The sequence below is a fragment of the Mycolicibacterium alvei genome, assembly GCF_010727325.1.
GTDB classification, from domain to species: Bacteria; Actinomycetota; Actinomycetes; order Mycobacteriales; family Mycobacteriaceae; genus Mycobacterium; species Mycobacterium alvei.
This window is the reverse complement of the sequence record NZ_AP022565.1, coordinates 4544856-4557183: the sequence shown is the minus strand read 5'-3', so window position 1 is coordinate 4557183 and position 12328 is coordinate 4544856. Positions and strand designations below refer to the sequence as shown.

Here is a 12328-nt window from a genome sequence, read left to right as displayed (position 1 = left end):
TCAGACGCGTACCACCCGTTCGTCGACGGGCGCCAATACGTCGATGACGTCGATCAGTGTGGCCCTGGCGTTGGCCCTGGGCCCCTCCCCTTCGTCGCCCAACGATGCCACAACAGCTCCGTCAACGGCACACACCAGGGCGGTGAGCAGTTCGGCCCGCACCGAGCGGCCTGAGCGTTCCACCACCTCGACGACAGCATCGGTGCGCTGTTGCCGGATCCGGCGCTGGATATCGCGCAGGCCGGGTTGCCGGGCGCAGGCGATGTAGCGCTCGTAGCGCGAGATCAACTCCTCGGTGCCGCGCCGTTCCCGAGATTCCCCGAGCAACAGATCGACAAGGACATCCGCGGTCGATTCGGCACCGCGGCGGCGTCGCGAGAGCGCGGCCACGCCGGCGGTGAGTTGTTCGGCTTCCTGGGTCCCGATGTATTCGACGGCCTTCGCGATGAGGTCGTCCAGCGAAGAGAAGTAATACGTCGTCGAGGCCAGCGGGAGCCCCGCCCGACGCGCCACGGCACGGTGCCGGACGGCGTCGAAACCGCCCTCACATAACAGTTCAGCGGCCGCCCTGACGAGGGCGTACCGCCGACGTTCCCCTTTAGGGGTGACCGCTGCCGTCACCTTTAGCATGGTGCCAGTCGACCCCCCTCCACATACGGCTTTCGGTCAATAATCAGGCTTTACTCAGGTTTTGCTGGCGGGTCGGCAACGCTGCGAGAATGCCACTGACCGCCGCCTTTGTCGGGCGGTGGCAAGATGGCCCGCATGCCCAACTTGAGCCGTCGCGCAGTCTTGCGCCTCGGCGTCGGCGCGGCTGCCGGTGCCGCCGGCGCCGTTGCCCTCGCCTCCGCCCCGGGTTCGGTGGCCAGCCCCGTCGCAGCGCCCACGATGTCTCGCGGCTCGTTCGCCTCGGCCGCACGCGGCGGGATGAACACCAACTGGGCCATCGCGCGCCCGCCCGGCCAAACCGGCAAACTCCGTCCGGTCATCGCCTTGCACGGCAAAGGACAGGACGCCGCAGGCGTGATGGCCGGCGGAGTCGAGCAGGGACTGGCCGAGGCCGTGGCTGCCGGGCTGCCGGCGTTCGCTGTGGTCGCCGTCGACGGTGGTGGAAGTTACTGGCACCAGCGCGCGTCCGGTGAGGACTCGGGCGCGATGGTGCTCGACGAGCTGATCCCGATGCTCGGCGATCAGGGCCTGGACACCTCGCGCGTGGGCTTCCTGGGTTGGTCGATGGGCGGTTATGGCGCACTGCTGCTGGGTGCACGTCTCGGGCCGGCACGCACCGCCGCGATCTGTGCGGTCAGCCCCGCGCTGTGGACGTCCCCGGGTGCCGCAGCGCCCGGAGCCTTCGACAGCGCCTCGGATTACGCCGCCAACAGCGTCTGGGGGCAACCCGCGCTGGGATCGATTCCGATCCGGATCGATTGCGGCAACAGTGATCCGTTCTATTCGGCCACCAAACAGTTCATCGCCGAACTGCCCACTCCCCCGGCCGGCGGCTTCTCCCCCGGTGGGCACGACGGAAGCTTCTGGAGTTCGCAGTTACCCGCCGAGATCGCCTGGATGGCGCCGCTGCTGGTCGCCTGACCCTGGGGCTAGATGCTGATGTGTCCCTGGGCGGCGGCGAGGCCGATGTCGCCACGGAAGTGGCTGCCCGGCAAGCGGATCGACTTGGCCAGCGCGTATGCCGCATCGCGTGCGCCGGGCAGGTCCGCTCCGGTGCCGACCACCGACAGCACCCGGCCACCCGAGGACACCACCGCGCCGTCCTCGCGGCGGGCGGTGCCGGCATGCAGTACACCGTCGGCTTCCGATCCGTGGATGACGTCACCGACGCGCGGACGGCCCGGATAGTTCTCCGCGGCTACCACCACGGTGACGGCGTAGCCGTCGCGCCACTGCAGGTCGCCGAAAGAGGCGAGCTCGCCGGTGGCCGCGGCGTTCAGCAGCTTCCCCAGCGGCGAATCCAGCAGAGCCAGAACCGCTTGCGTCTCCGGATCACCGAAGCGACAGTTGAACTCCACCACGGCCGGACCGTTCGAGGTGATCGCCAGGCCGGCGTAGAGCAGACCCGAGAACGAGCTGCCGCGGGCTACCAGTTCTGCCGCAACGGGTTTCACCACCTCGTCGACAATCTGGGTTTTCACCGAGTCCGGCAGCCAGGGCAGTGGGGCGTAGGCACCCATACCACCGGTGTTCGGTCCGGTGTCTCCGTCGCCGACCCGCTTGAAGTCCTGGGCGGGCAGCAGCGGAACCACGGTGGCGCCGTCGACGACACAGAACAGCGATACCTCCGGGCCGTCCAGGAACGACTCCAGCAGCACCGGATGTCCCGAGTCGAGCAGGCTGGCGGCATGCGCCCGGGCGGCGTCGCGATCGGCGGTGACCACCACGCCCTTGCCTGCGGCCAGGCCGTCGTCCTTGACCACCCAGGCGGCCTGGCCGGCGGGCGGACCGAACCGGTCCAGCGCCGCGTCGAGGCGGGCCGGGTTGTCGATGATCTCGCTGCTCGCAGTACGCACGCCGGCCGCGGCCATCACGTCCTTGGCGAAGGCCTTGGAGCCCTCGATACGGGAGGCGTCCTTGCTCGCACCGAAGCAGGCGATCCCGGCGGCCCGCACCGCGTCGGCCACGCCGAGCACCAACGGAACCTCGGGGCCGATCACCACCAGGTCGCTTTGGAGGCGCTGGGCCAGCTTGACCACGGCCTCTCCGGAGGTGATGTCGACGTCGTACTGATCGGCAATGGACCGGGTCCCGGCGTTGCCTGGGGCCACCGCCAACTCGTCGACCTGCGGGTCGCGGCGCAGGGCCAGCAGCAGGGCGTGTTCACGGGCACCGGATCCGATAACGAGGACGCGCACGGTCGTAGCGTAGCGGGAAACATCCGGGCATACACTTGACGCCACAGTGTATGGTCAAGGCAGGAATGTGCTCGCCGTCACACGAGGAGATGACCCGGCTTGACCACCATGAGTGCCTGCCCGTTCGGCGCCGGCTACGACTTCACCGATCCCGACGTCCTGCTCCGCGGAATCCCCGTCGACGAATTCGCCCAACTGCGTAAGACCGCACCGGTGTGGTGGAACGAGCAGGCCGATTCGATCTTCAACGACGGCGGTTACTGGGTGATCACCCGTCACGAGGACATCAAGACCATCTCCCGCGACGGCGGCGCTGTGTGGTCGACCAATGCCAAGGGCGCGGTCATGCGACTCCCCGAGGGGGTGACCGCAGAACAACTCGACCTCACCAAGGCGCTGCTGATCAACCACGACGCCCCGGAACACACCCGCCTACGCAAGCTGGTATCGCGACTGTTCACACCGCGTTCGGTGGCAGCGCTGGAGGAGAAGCTGGCCGTCGCAGCCCGTGACATCGTGGCCGCGGCAGCCAACAAGGACCGTGGCAATTTCGTCGACGACATCGCGATGAGCCTGCCGCTGCAGGCCATCGCGGACCTGATCGGCGTACCCGAGGAAGACCGCGAGAAGCTCTTCCACTGGACCAACGCCATCATGAACACCGACGATCCGGACTTCGACGCCGATCCGACGATGGCGAACGCCGAGCTGATGGGCTACGCCTACACCATGGCCGAGCAGCGGCGGCAGTGTCCGGCCGACGACATCGTCACGCGCCTCGTGCAGGCCGATGTCGATGGAGACTCGCTCGGCGAGGTGGAATTCGCGTTCTTCGTGATCCTGCTGGCCGTGGCCGGCAACGAGACCACCCGCAACGCCATGACCCACGGCATGAACGCATTCCTCGAAAACCCCGACCAGTGGGAGCTTTTCAAGCGCCAACGCCCGGAGACCGCCGTCGACGAGATCATCCGCTGGGCCACCCCGGTGCACTGTTTCCAGCGCACCGCCCTGGTCGACACCCAGATCGGCGATATCACCGTGAAAGCCGGGCAGCGCGTCGGCCTGTTCTACAGCTCGGCCAATTACGACGAAGAAGTCTTCGAATCCCCGTTCACATTCGACATCCTGCGCAATCCCAACCCGCACCTGGCCTTCGGCGGCAACGGCGCGCACTACTGCATCGGCGCCAACCTGGCCCGGATGGAGATCAAGCTGATGTTCAACGAGATCGCCGACCAAATCCCCGACATCACCAAACTGGCCGAGCCACAACGACTCCGGTCCGGGTGGATCAACGGCATCAAGGACCTGCCGGTCTCCTACCGCGGGTGATCCAGCCGTTGTTCTAGGATTCGCCCATGCGAACGCACGGGTGGTCCGGCTCCGCGCCGGCCAGCGACGAGGAGGCGATTGCCCGCATCCTCGTCGCTGCCGGCAACGCCATCGATGAACGGGGCGCCGACTTCTCGATCGCCGACGTGGCCCGCACCCTCGGCGTCACCCGACAGACCGTGTACCGCTATTTCCCGAGCACCGACGCCCTGCTGGTGGCGGCCGCGGTACACGCGGCCAGCGACTTCCTCGACCGGTTGGCCGCTCACATCAAGGGCATGACCGATCCGTTGGAGGCGGTCACCGAGTCGATTGCCACCTCGTTGGCATGGCTGCCCGAGGACAAGCACATCGGTTTGCTCGTGGCTCCTGGGCGCCCGAACGCCCACACCGAGTCGGTCACCTCGGACGTGGCGGTCGACTTTGCCCGAGCCATGTTGCACAAGATGGATGTCGACTGGGCTCAGGTCGGTTACACCGACACCGAACTCGACGAACTCGCCGAGTACGTTCTGCGAATCATCCAGTCCTTCGTCATCGACCCGGGGCGCCCGCCGCGCACCGGCGAAGCGCTGCGCAGCTACCTGCGCCGGTGGGTCGGCTCGGCCGTGGTGGCCGGCCAATTGGTGTCCGAGAGGCCGTCCGCCGGGCTTTAGACGGGTTCGGCACATCAACGTCGTTCGAAATGCTGGTAGTCGATCGGGTCATGCCAATGCCCACCCCAGCGCCACCCGTGCTCGGCGAAGATCCGCACCACGGCGTCACCGTCGCGGATCATCCCCGGATCGGTGCGGGTGCGGTCCAGATATACGCGTGCGGCGTTCGGCTGCAGGTCACCGGAGACCGAGAGGTACGGGTTGACCAGCGGGTTGATGTCGACCGCACGGCCGTAGGCGTGCAATGACCACGATCCGCTCGGCAGGCCCCGGCAATTGAACGCCGAGGTGTTGTCGTCCTGCATCGACAGCTCGTCGTCGGCGCGCGGATAGTGGTCCACCGTGTGCATCTTCTCGATCGGGAATCGCGCCGCATGCAGTTCCCCGAAGATCGCGATCACGTCGCCGACCAGATCACGGTGCACCACCAACTCGCCGCGGTGTGAGTGGCCATCAAAACCGATATACGACAATGTGATTCGGCGAAGGTCGGCGGGCGGTGCCGGGCATCCCGGCCGCCAGCTGGCGCCCAGCGCGGCCTCGTCGACCGGCTCCACAAGCGCCGGTTGCTGCGCCACCGAACCGGGCTGCGGCAAGGTGCTGGGAGTCCTCGGCGCCGTCACCGAATCGGGCGCACCACCGGCACACGCCACCGTGCACCCGGCGATAAGGCTCACCACCAGGGCACATACGCGGACCGTTGCGATGCCCACCCCCGCGACTCTAGATCGCGGACTGGCAGGCCCGGCCTCGGCGGCCGAAAAATTAGCGCCCTGAGTGGGGTTTGCCGGCACATAGACTTGAGACCCCATCCAGCCGGAGGTGAGCCGTGGGGGCCCTCGACGCCTTCCACACGACGTGGTCGCAGGCGCCCACCACGTTCGGTGAGGGTGCCCCGACGACGGGCGATACCTTCGACGGCAGCTCGCAGCTGCGCGACATGCAATCCACCATCGAGTCCGCGGCGCCTGATGACCGCTGGCAAGGCACGGCCTCTCAGGCCTACGCGGCCAAGAACGCCGAGCACGCGGCCGTCTACGGCAAGCTCGCAGATCTCGACCAGCGCATGGCCGCCGAAGTCAGCCGGGCAGCCGAGGTGGTCAGCTCCGGGCGGCAGAATCTCGAACACACCCGGAGTTGGGTGAGCAGCGTGGAGGCGTCGATCCCGCCGGGCAAGACCGGCGAAATCATGCGGGTGATCCTGGCCAGCAAGGGCATCGGACAGATCAGCGACGTCGTCACGCAATCGACTGGAGACATGGGTGATATCGGTCGACGCATCGAGGACATCCGCAAGGAATACGACGCGATCGCCGGCGAGAAGGCGGGCGCCGGTGTGCCGGAAGGCGAGCCCCCGCCGGTGGATCCACTCGACGAACTCAAGCGTAAATACCAGGTCGACGAGGATCCTGACGGCAAGCTCGACTGGGAGCCGGGTTGGCCGTTCAACATGTTCACCGAACCGCACCAGGTCACAGCTACCGAGGGGCGGATACTCGACGGCCTCTCAGTACTTGACCTGCGCGACCTCGACCAACTCACCGAGGCCGCCAAAAGCGATGCAATCAATCGATTTCCACCACCGCGGGGCCCTAACGACACGGCCGACAACCACACTGATGCATTCCGGCACGCATACTGGAACGCCCTGATGACTCAGCGCTTCGGTGAAAAATGGACACAGGATTTCACAACGGCACACGAGCGCCTACCACGCAACCCGTCCACAGCAGAAGCCATGGACCTCTACAACAACGAGGTAGGTAGAAACATTGCTCGAGCGCATCCCGACGCGACTCCGGCCGAGCTTGCCAACTATGTCGAGCAGGCCGTCCGACAAGGCGACACCGTGGTGGTGGCGCCGAACAGCGGTGGCGAACGGTTGGCCTGGAGCAACACAGTCAACGAGGGCGAAGCCGGTATCACTAGTCTGTCGACCATCCCCGGTCAGTCGCCTACGCCGACCGGGGCCGGACCAGGTGGGATCTACGACCCCGGTCAACCGGGTGGCTATGGAACATCAGCGGGAGGATATTAGTTGTGCCCAAATTGTCAGCATTACGGGTCGCACTCAGCGTGCTGCTGCTGTGTTTCTCCCTACCCAGCTGCGATCTGGTCCGGCAAGCAACGAGGCAGTCAATGGATATCGACTACAACGATCAAGGACTCAACGATGGCCTGGTCATGCTACTGGACGAGAACAAATCAGCCAGATTGAGCGACTTCACCAGCTGGGACTGGGACGAGGTTCATCTCTTCAACGAGTACTCAGAACGGGAGTACATCGAGAAGGTGGTCGGTGCGCCCGTTATCAAGAGCAAGTTCCTGAACTCCAAGGCCAACCTGCTGGTCTTTGAGCTCAATGGCAAACCCGTCAAAGCCGCTGGCGTCTCGCCGGATTTTCTCCGCCCAGAAGACCACCGGGTGACCTTCCCCGCCAACACGGTTCTGAAGCCCTCAGGCGGTGGAATTCTCATGCTAACCGTACCCGCTAACTAGAGCGATCCGATCACAACACGGTCAGCGGCAGTGACTTCCGCGACTCGAACACGAACTCGGCCCCGCCACTGAACTTCACGATCGCGACCTCGCCGAATTCCTTTGCCGCAGTATCAGTTTCAATCACCCGGGCGGTCCACTCCGCGTCGGATCCGATCACCTCGACCGACAGGTGCGGGTCGACGGCGGCGACGACGGCCTGCAGGGGCCGGGTCTCGGTGGGCGAAACCAGGGCCACCCAGGAACCGTCCTCATGCGCCGGCGACCGACGCACGGACACCGTGTCGGGACCGAACTCGGCGTCGACGTAGGCGGCCGGGTTGAGTAACGGGTGCAGTTCCAGCACGCGCACCGCACCTTCGACGCCGCCGGGCAGGCCCAGCGCCTTATGGATGCGCTCGGCGCCGACCCCCGCCACCCCGATCAGCTGCTTGGTGCAGATATCGGTCGCCAGCGCGGTGTTCGCCCCGGCCCGCTTGTCCACCGCGAGAATGAACGACAGGTTCAGCAGGTGCATCTGCAGGCACACCTCGTCGGCCATCCGGACCAGCGCGGAATGGGAGAATGCCGCGAAGTCGAAATCCGACAGCAGCGGCCCCGAGTAGTCCGAAGCACCCTCATCGGAGGGGTCGATCGGGTCCAAAACCGTTTGCGCTGCGTGGGTCCGGCCGATCACCTCGAGTGCCGGGATGTCGTCGACCTCCGGGTAGGACTCGTCGATGATGACGGTCCAGGCACAGTGAGGCTGCCGGTCGGCCGGCGTGCGCGGCGGCCGGTGAATCGGACGCACCTGGCATTTGCGGTTGGTAGCCAAGGCGGTGGCGTCGAACGTGGGGTCCTCGATGTCGTGGCACATGCCGCGCACGTAGTCCTCGCCCATCGGCTCGACGTCGAGCAGCGCCCCGCAGTGGTCGAGCTGGAACTCGCCGTGCCAGCGATCATGAACGGTATAGCGGAAATCCATGAACTGCGGCGGTGCGCCGATGTCGAGTTGCAGGCCCTTGAAGATGGTGATGATGTCGACACCCTCGTACTTCAGCGCCTTCTGCATCCGCCGGGTGTAGATGGGGCTCGAACCCGCCCACTCCTCGATGGCGATCTGCAGCATCTCTTCACGGCCGAAATTGCTGATGCACCAAGCCATCCCGGAGCGGTCGATCATCTGGCCCATGAGCAGCAGCTCGGGTACCAGCTTGACCAGTTCGTCGTGGGTCAGCGAGGCATACCTACTTGTCATCGAGCTCGCTCCCGGTGTTCATCTTGACTGCGGCGTTGACGTTCGCCTTCCGATCCTCGGCCAGCCCCTTCTCAGCGGCCTTGCGGCGCTTGGCCACAACCTTCGACACGGTTCCGTTGAGACCGGATCCGAGCGGGAAACCGAGGTACTGGGTGAGGAAGATGGCGACGTCCTTGAGCTCCTCCTCGGTGAACTCACCGTTGAGCAGCGCGGCATTGACCTGGATCTCGGCGAGGTCCTGCGAGCCGACGGCGGTCACCGCGGACAACGTCATCAACCGCTTCTCCCGCATCGACAGTCCAGGCTTGGACCAGATGGTGCCGAACAGATGGTCGACGGTCAGGTCGAAGTACGGATCCCCCTCGATGTTCGGCATCTCCCAGCCGTAGACCTCGTTCATCTTGGCCAGGCCCTTGGCGCGCAACTCGTCCATCGTCACTCCTGATCGTTCGTGTGCGGTACGCCGAGGCCGTCAGCGAGCCGCTGCAAGGCCACCTGAGCCAACGGAAGATCCACTCCTACAGCATCACCCAGGCCCAGCGCCAGGCTCAGATCCTTCTCCCCCAGCCCTCGGGTGTGGGTGAACGCGTCGTAGAGCCAGTGATCCGGGGTCAGCTCGGCCATGTTCTCGCGCACGATGATGGCGCCCGGCCCACTCGTCAACGCATCGGTGTGACGCACCACCCGGCCCAGCGCGCCCAGGTCCAGCCCGGCCGCCTCGGCCAGTTTCATCGCCTCACAGGCCGCCGCGTACGAGGTGAAGGTCAACATGTTGCGGGCCAGTTTCATCCGGGTGCCCGCGCCGGGTTCACCGGCATGGATCACCATCGAGCCGAACTGCTTGAGCGCCGGTTTGATCCGCTCGTAGACGGGCCGATCGGCGCCGACCATGATGGCCAGCTCACCCTTCTCGGCGGCCGCACCGCCACCGCTCACCGGGGCGTCGACGATGTGGATGCCCCGCGGCTTGTACTGCTCGGCGAGCTCGGCCGCGGTGGTGTCGCTGATCGTCGAGTGGATCACGATCACGGTCTCCGGCTTGATGTTCGGTGCCAGATCGGCGATCACCGACCGCACCTGTTCATCATTGAGCACCGTGATGCTGATGATGTCCGCGTCAGCAACACCCGTGACGTCGTCCGCCAACGTCGCGCCGAGCTCCGCGAAGGGCTCCATGGATTCGGCACGCACATCGAACACCGTGAACCCGCCCGGCCATTCGGCCAGCCGCTTGGCCATCGGGGCGCCCATGTTGCCCAGGCCGATGTAGCCGTATTTCAGATCGCTCATGACCGGATGATCTGTCCGCCGTCGACGTTGAAGATCTGGCCGGTGATCCACTTGGCCTGATCGCTCAGCAGGAACAGGCACATACCGACCAGATCCTCAGGCTGACCCATGCGGGACAACGGGATTCCCTTGACGATGTCGTCCACCATCTCCTTGGGCGTGGTGGTCCGATTGGCCTCGGTGTCGATCGGGCCGGGCGCGATGGCGTTGATCCGGATGTTCTGGCCGCCGAGCTCACGCGACAGCTGCTGGGTGAGGCCGTTGATGCCGACCTTGGCCAGGCCGTAGTAGTTGGCGTACAGCCAGGCCGCGGTGGAGGACTGGTTGACGATCGCGCCGCCGCCGCGCTTGGCCATCTTGCGGTACACCGCGCGGGTGCACACCAGCGCACCATCGAGGTTCACGCTCATGAACTTCTTGTAGTAGTCCCAGTCGACGGTGAGCAGGAAGTCGAGTTTCATCCCGCCGAAGATCGCGGCGTTGTTCACCAGGTAGTCGATGCCGCCGAACTCCGAAAGCGTCTGCGCGGCCATGTCCTTGGCCGAGTCGATGTCGGAGACGTCGACCCGCACCGCGAGAGCGTTGCCGCCCTCACCCTTGATGCCGTCGGCGACCTTCTGCGCACCTTCGGTGTTGATGTCGGCCACCACGACCGCCGCGCCTTCGCGTGCCAGCGCCTCGGCGTAGGCCTGGCCGATACCGCCACCGGCCCCGGTAACTATCGCAACCTTATCTTCGAACTGTCCCATGCCTATTCCTTTCCCGCCGAATGGCCAGTTATTGCACGGTTCTCGTGAGATCGCGTGTCACAACTGGCCGCTCGGCACTGTTTCACTTGGCCAACGTCGCGACGCATTTGATTTCGGTGTACTCCTCGAAGCCGGCCATGCCCATCTCGCGGCCGATTCCGGACTGCTTGTAACCGCCGAACGGGGCATCGGCCGAGTACCAGATGCCGCCGTTGACGTTGACGGTGCCGACCCGCATCCGGGCTGCCACGGCCTGCGCACGTTCGTCGTCACCGGAGAACACGGTGCCGGACAGGCCGTAGGGCGAGTCGTTGGCGATCCGCACCGCGTCGTCGTCGCCGTCGTGGGCGATCACGGTCAGCACCGGACCGAAGATCTCCTCTCGGGACACCCGGGCGTCGTTGTCCAGACCGGCGATCACAGTCGGCTCGATGAAGAAGCCCGTGTCCAGGTCGGCGGGACGTCCACCGCCGCAGGCGAACCGGCCACCCTCCTGCAGGGCCAGGTCCAGGTAGGACTGCACCCGGTCACGCTGGCGCGCCGAGATCAGCGGGCCGCACACCGTGCGCTTGCTGTTGGGATCCCCGGGCTTGATGCCACCCAGGGTCGCCGCTGCAGCCTCGACCGCCTCGTCGTAACGGGCCCGCGGGACGACCAGGCGGGTGGTGATCGCGCACCCCTGCCCGGCGTGCATGGCCACCGTGAAGGCCGCCATCGAGCAGGCGCCGGCCAGGTCGGCATCGTCGAGCACCAGGAATGCCGACTTGCCGCCCAACTCCAGGAACACCTTCTTGATGGTCAGCGCGGCATCGGTCATCACCGCGCGTCCGGTCGCAGTGGAGCCGGTGAACGAAACCATGTCCACCCGAGGGTCTTTGGAGAGCAACGCCCCCACCGAGTGATCGCTGGAGGTGACGACGTTGATCACGCCGGCCGGGAATTCGGTCTGCTCGGCGATGATCTGGCCGATGGCCGCCGCCGCCCACGGGGTATCCGGCGCCGGCTTGAGGATCAGGGTGTTACCCGCCGCCAGGGCCGGGCCGACCTTGGCCAGGTTGATCTGGTGCGGGAAGTTCCACGGCGTGATGGCGCCGACGACGCCGACGGCCTCGCGGGAAACGACGCGGTTGGTCGGGATGCCCTGCGGAGTGGCGTAGCCGAGATCGGTTCTCCACTCGTAGTTCTCGGCGGTGTCCGCCGAGTAGCCCAGATCGTCGATCGGGCCTTCCAGGTGCGCACCCGCGGTGAGCATGCGCGGAGCGCCCACCTCGGCGATGGTCAGTTCCCGCAGTTCCTCGACATTTTCACGCAGCGCGTCACGCAACTGCCGCAGGCAGCGCACCCGCAGTGCGGTGTTCGTCGACCAGTCGGTGTCATCAAATGCCCGACGCGCGGCGTTGATGGCGTTGCCCATGTCCTCGGCGTTGGCGTCAGCGGCGAGGCCGAGCACCTCTTCGGTGGCGGGGTTGACGGTCTCGAATGCTCCGCCGCCCCCGGCGACGAGCTTGCCGTCGATAAGCAGTTGACTCTGGCGATCGGCCAGTACCGGCATCGGTGAACTCCACTTCACGAATTCTGGACAACTGTCCGGCTGTCTCGCCTCGAACGATAGCCGCAGACAATGTCGAGCCGCAAGGGCGGCCCCCGACCCTGCCCACCCGGTACCAAAATAGCCAGCTCATTGCAGTGTTTCGC

13 protein-coding genes are annotated in these 12328 nt (G+C 65.9%); 5 read left to right on the top strand and 8 right to left on the bottom strand.

Going from position 1 to position 12328, the window contains the following annotated elements; translation table 11 throughout:
* The gene (locus G6N44_RS21630) at positions 1–630 is read right to left on the bottom strand and encodes a TetR/AcrR family transcriptional regulator (protein WP_163667444.1); all 630 of its coding nucleotides are present in this window, start codon (positions 628–630) and stop codon (positions 1–3) included.
* Positions 631–756: 126 nt separating this feature from the next.
* On the opposite strand from G6N44_RS21630, the gene G6N44_RS21625 reads away from it, so the two are divergent.
* The gene (locus G6N44_RS21625; RefSeq protein ID WP_163667441.1) at positions 757–1590 is read left to right on the top strand and encodes an alpha/beta hydrolase; all 834 of its coding nucleotides are present in this window, start codon (positions 757–759) and stop codon (positions 1588–1590) included.
* An 8-nt stretch (positions 1591–1598) separates the two neighbouring features.
* On the opposite strand, the gene purD is transcribed toward G6N44_RS21625, so the two are convergent.
* On the bottom strand, positions 1599–2867 hold the full coding sequence (purD, locus tag G6N44_RS21620) for a phosphoribosylamine--glycine ligase (protein ID WP_163667438.1): 1269 nt from the start codon (positions 2865–2867) through the stop codon (positions 1599–1601).
* A gap of 108 nt (positions 2868–2975) precedes the next feature.
* Between purD and G6N44_RS21615 the strand changes: the two genes are divergently transcribed.
* Together G6N44_RS21615 and G6N44_RS21610 are read left to right on the top strand one after the other, a co-directional pair.
* Positions 2976–4202, top strand: coding sequence for a cytochrome P450 (locus G6N44_RS21615; protein ID WP_179964601.1), 1227 nt, complete (start codon positions 2976–2978; stop codon positions 4200–4202).
* Between the two features lie 26 nt (positions 4203–4228).
* Positions 4229–4858, top strand: a complete 630-nt coding sequence (locus G6N44_RS21610; protein ID WP_163667433.1) for a TetR/AcrR family transcriptional regulator — start codon at positions 4229–4231, stop codon at positions 4856–4858.
* Positions 4859–4872: 14 nt separating this feature from the next.
* On the opposite strand, the gene G6N44_RS21605 is transcribed toward G6N44_RS21610, so the two are convergent.
* Complete coding sequence (locus G6N44_RS21605; RefSeq protein ID WP_235682834.1) at positions 4873–5571, bottom strand: M15 family metallopeptidase; 699 nt, start codon at positions 5569–5571, stop codon at positions 4873–4875.
* Positions 5572–5687: 116 nt separating this feature from the next.
* On the opposite strand from G6N44_RS21605, the gene G6N44_RS21600 reads away from it, so the two are divergent.
* Together G6N44_RS21600 and G6N44_RS21595 are read left to right on the top strand one after the other, a co-directional pair.
* Positions 5688–6896, top strand: a complete 1209-nt coding sequence (locus G6N44_RS21600) for a DUF6973 domain-containing protein (RefSeq protein WP_163667427.1) — start codon at positions 5688–5690, stop codon at positions 6894–6896.
* A 101-nt stretch (positions 6897–6997) separates the two neighbouring features.
* Positions 6998–7357 carry a hypothetical protein gene (locus tag G6N44_RS21595; RefSeq protein WP_163667424.1) on the top strand — a complete coding sequence of 120 codons (360 nt, stop codon included), beginning with the start codon at positions 6998–7000 and terminating at the stop codon, positions 7355–7357.
* A 10-nt stretch (positions 7358–7367) separates the two neighbouring features.
* On the opposite strand, the gene G6N44_RS21590 is transcribed toward G6N44_RS21595, so the two are convergent.
* The 5 genes from G6N44_RS21590 to G6N44_RS21570 all read right to left on the bottom strand — a co-directional run bounded on the left by G6N44_RS21590 (position 7368) and on the right by G6N44_RS21570 (position 12185).
* Entirely contained in the window at positions 7368–8594 is a 1227-nt protein-coding gene (locus G6N44_RS21590) for a hypothetical protein (protein ID WP_163667422.1), read from the bottom strand.
* The gene (locus tag G6N44_RS21585) at positions 8584–9027 is read right to left on the bottom strand and encodes a carboxymuconolactone decarboxylase family protein (protein WP_163667419.1); all 444 of its coding nucleotides are present in this window, start codon (positions 9025–9027) and stop codon (positions 8584–8586) included. The genes G6N44_RS21590 and G6N44_RS21585 overlap by 11 nt, the downstream gene beginning before the upstream one ends.
* A gap of 2 nt (positions 9028–9029) precedes the next feature.
* Complete coding sequence (locus G6N44_RS21580; protein WP_163667416.1) at positions 9030–9884, bottom strand: NAD(P)-dependent oxidoreductase; 855 nt, start codon at positions 9882–9884, stop codon at positions 9030–9032.
* Positions 9881–10633 (bottom strand): SDR family oxidoreductase, encoded by a 753-nt coding sequence (locus G6N44_RS21575; protein WP_163667413.1) that lies wholly within the window; start codon positions 10631–10633, stop codon positions 9881–9883. Before G6N44_RS21575 ends, G6N44_RS21580 begins: the two co-directional genes overlap by 4 nt.
* A gap of 82 nt (positions 10634–10715) precedes the next feature.
* Complete coding sequence (locus tag G6N44_RS21570; RefSeq protein ID WP_163667410.1) at positions 10716–12185, bottom strand: aldehyde dehydrogenase; 1470 nt, start codon at positions 12183–12185, stop codon at positions 10716–10718.
* Between the last annotated feature and the right edge of the window lie 143 nt (positions 12186–12328).

What these genes read in the sequence shown, in the direction of transcription:
- G6N44_RS21615 (WP_179964601.1), top strand. Translation starts at nt 2,976, where the DNA reads ATGAGTGCCTGCCCGTTCGGCGCCGGCTACGACTTCACCGATCCCGAC.
- G6N44_RS21570 (WP_163667410.1), bottom strand. Translation starts at nt 12,185, where the DNA reads ATGCCGGTACTGGCCGATCGCCAGAGTCAACTGCTTATCGACGGCAAG.
- G6N44_RS21625 (WP_163667441.1), top strand. Translation starts at nt 757, where the DNA reads ATGGCCCGCATGCCCAACTTGAGCCGTCGCGCAGTCTTGCGCCTCGGC.
- G6N44_RS21575 (WP_163667413.1), bottom strand. Translation starts at nt 10,633, where the DNA reads ATGGGACAGTTCGAAGATAAGGTTGCGATAGTTACCGGGGCCGGTGGC.
- G6N44_RS21580 (WP_163667416.1), bottom strand. Translation starts at nt 9,884, where the DNA reads ATGAGCGATCTGAAATACGGCTACATCGGCCTGGGCAACATGGGCGCC.
- G6N44_RS21585 (WP_163667419.1), bottom strand. Translation starts at nt 9,027, where the DNA reads ATGGACGAGTTGCGCGCCAAGGGCCTGGCCAAGATGAACGAGGTCTAC.
- G6N44_RS21595 (WP_163667424.1), top strand. Translation starts at nt 6,998, where the DNA reads ATGGATATCGACTACAACGATCAAGGACTCAACGATGGCCTGGTCATG.
- G6N44_RS21590 (WP_163667422.1), bottom strand. Translation starts at nt 8,594, where the DNA reads ATGACAAGTAGGTATGCCTCGCTGACCCACGACGAACTGGTCAAGCTG.
- G6N44_RS21610 (WP_163667433.1), top strand. Translation starts at nt 4,229, where the DNA reads ATGCGAACGCACGGGTGGTCCGGCTCCGCGCCGGCCAGCGACGAGGAG.
- G6N44_RS21630 (WP_163667444.1), bottom strand. Translation starts at nt 630, where the DNA reads ATGCTAAAGGTGACGGCAGCGGTCACCCCTAAAGGGGAACGTCGGCGG.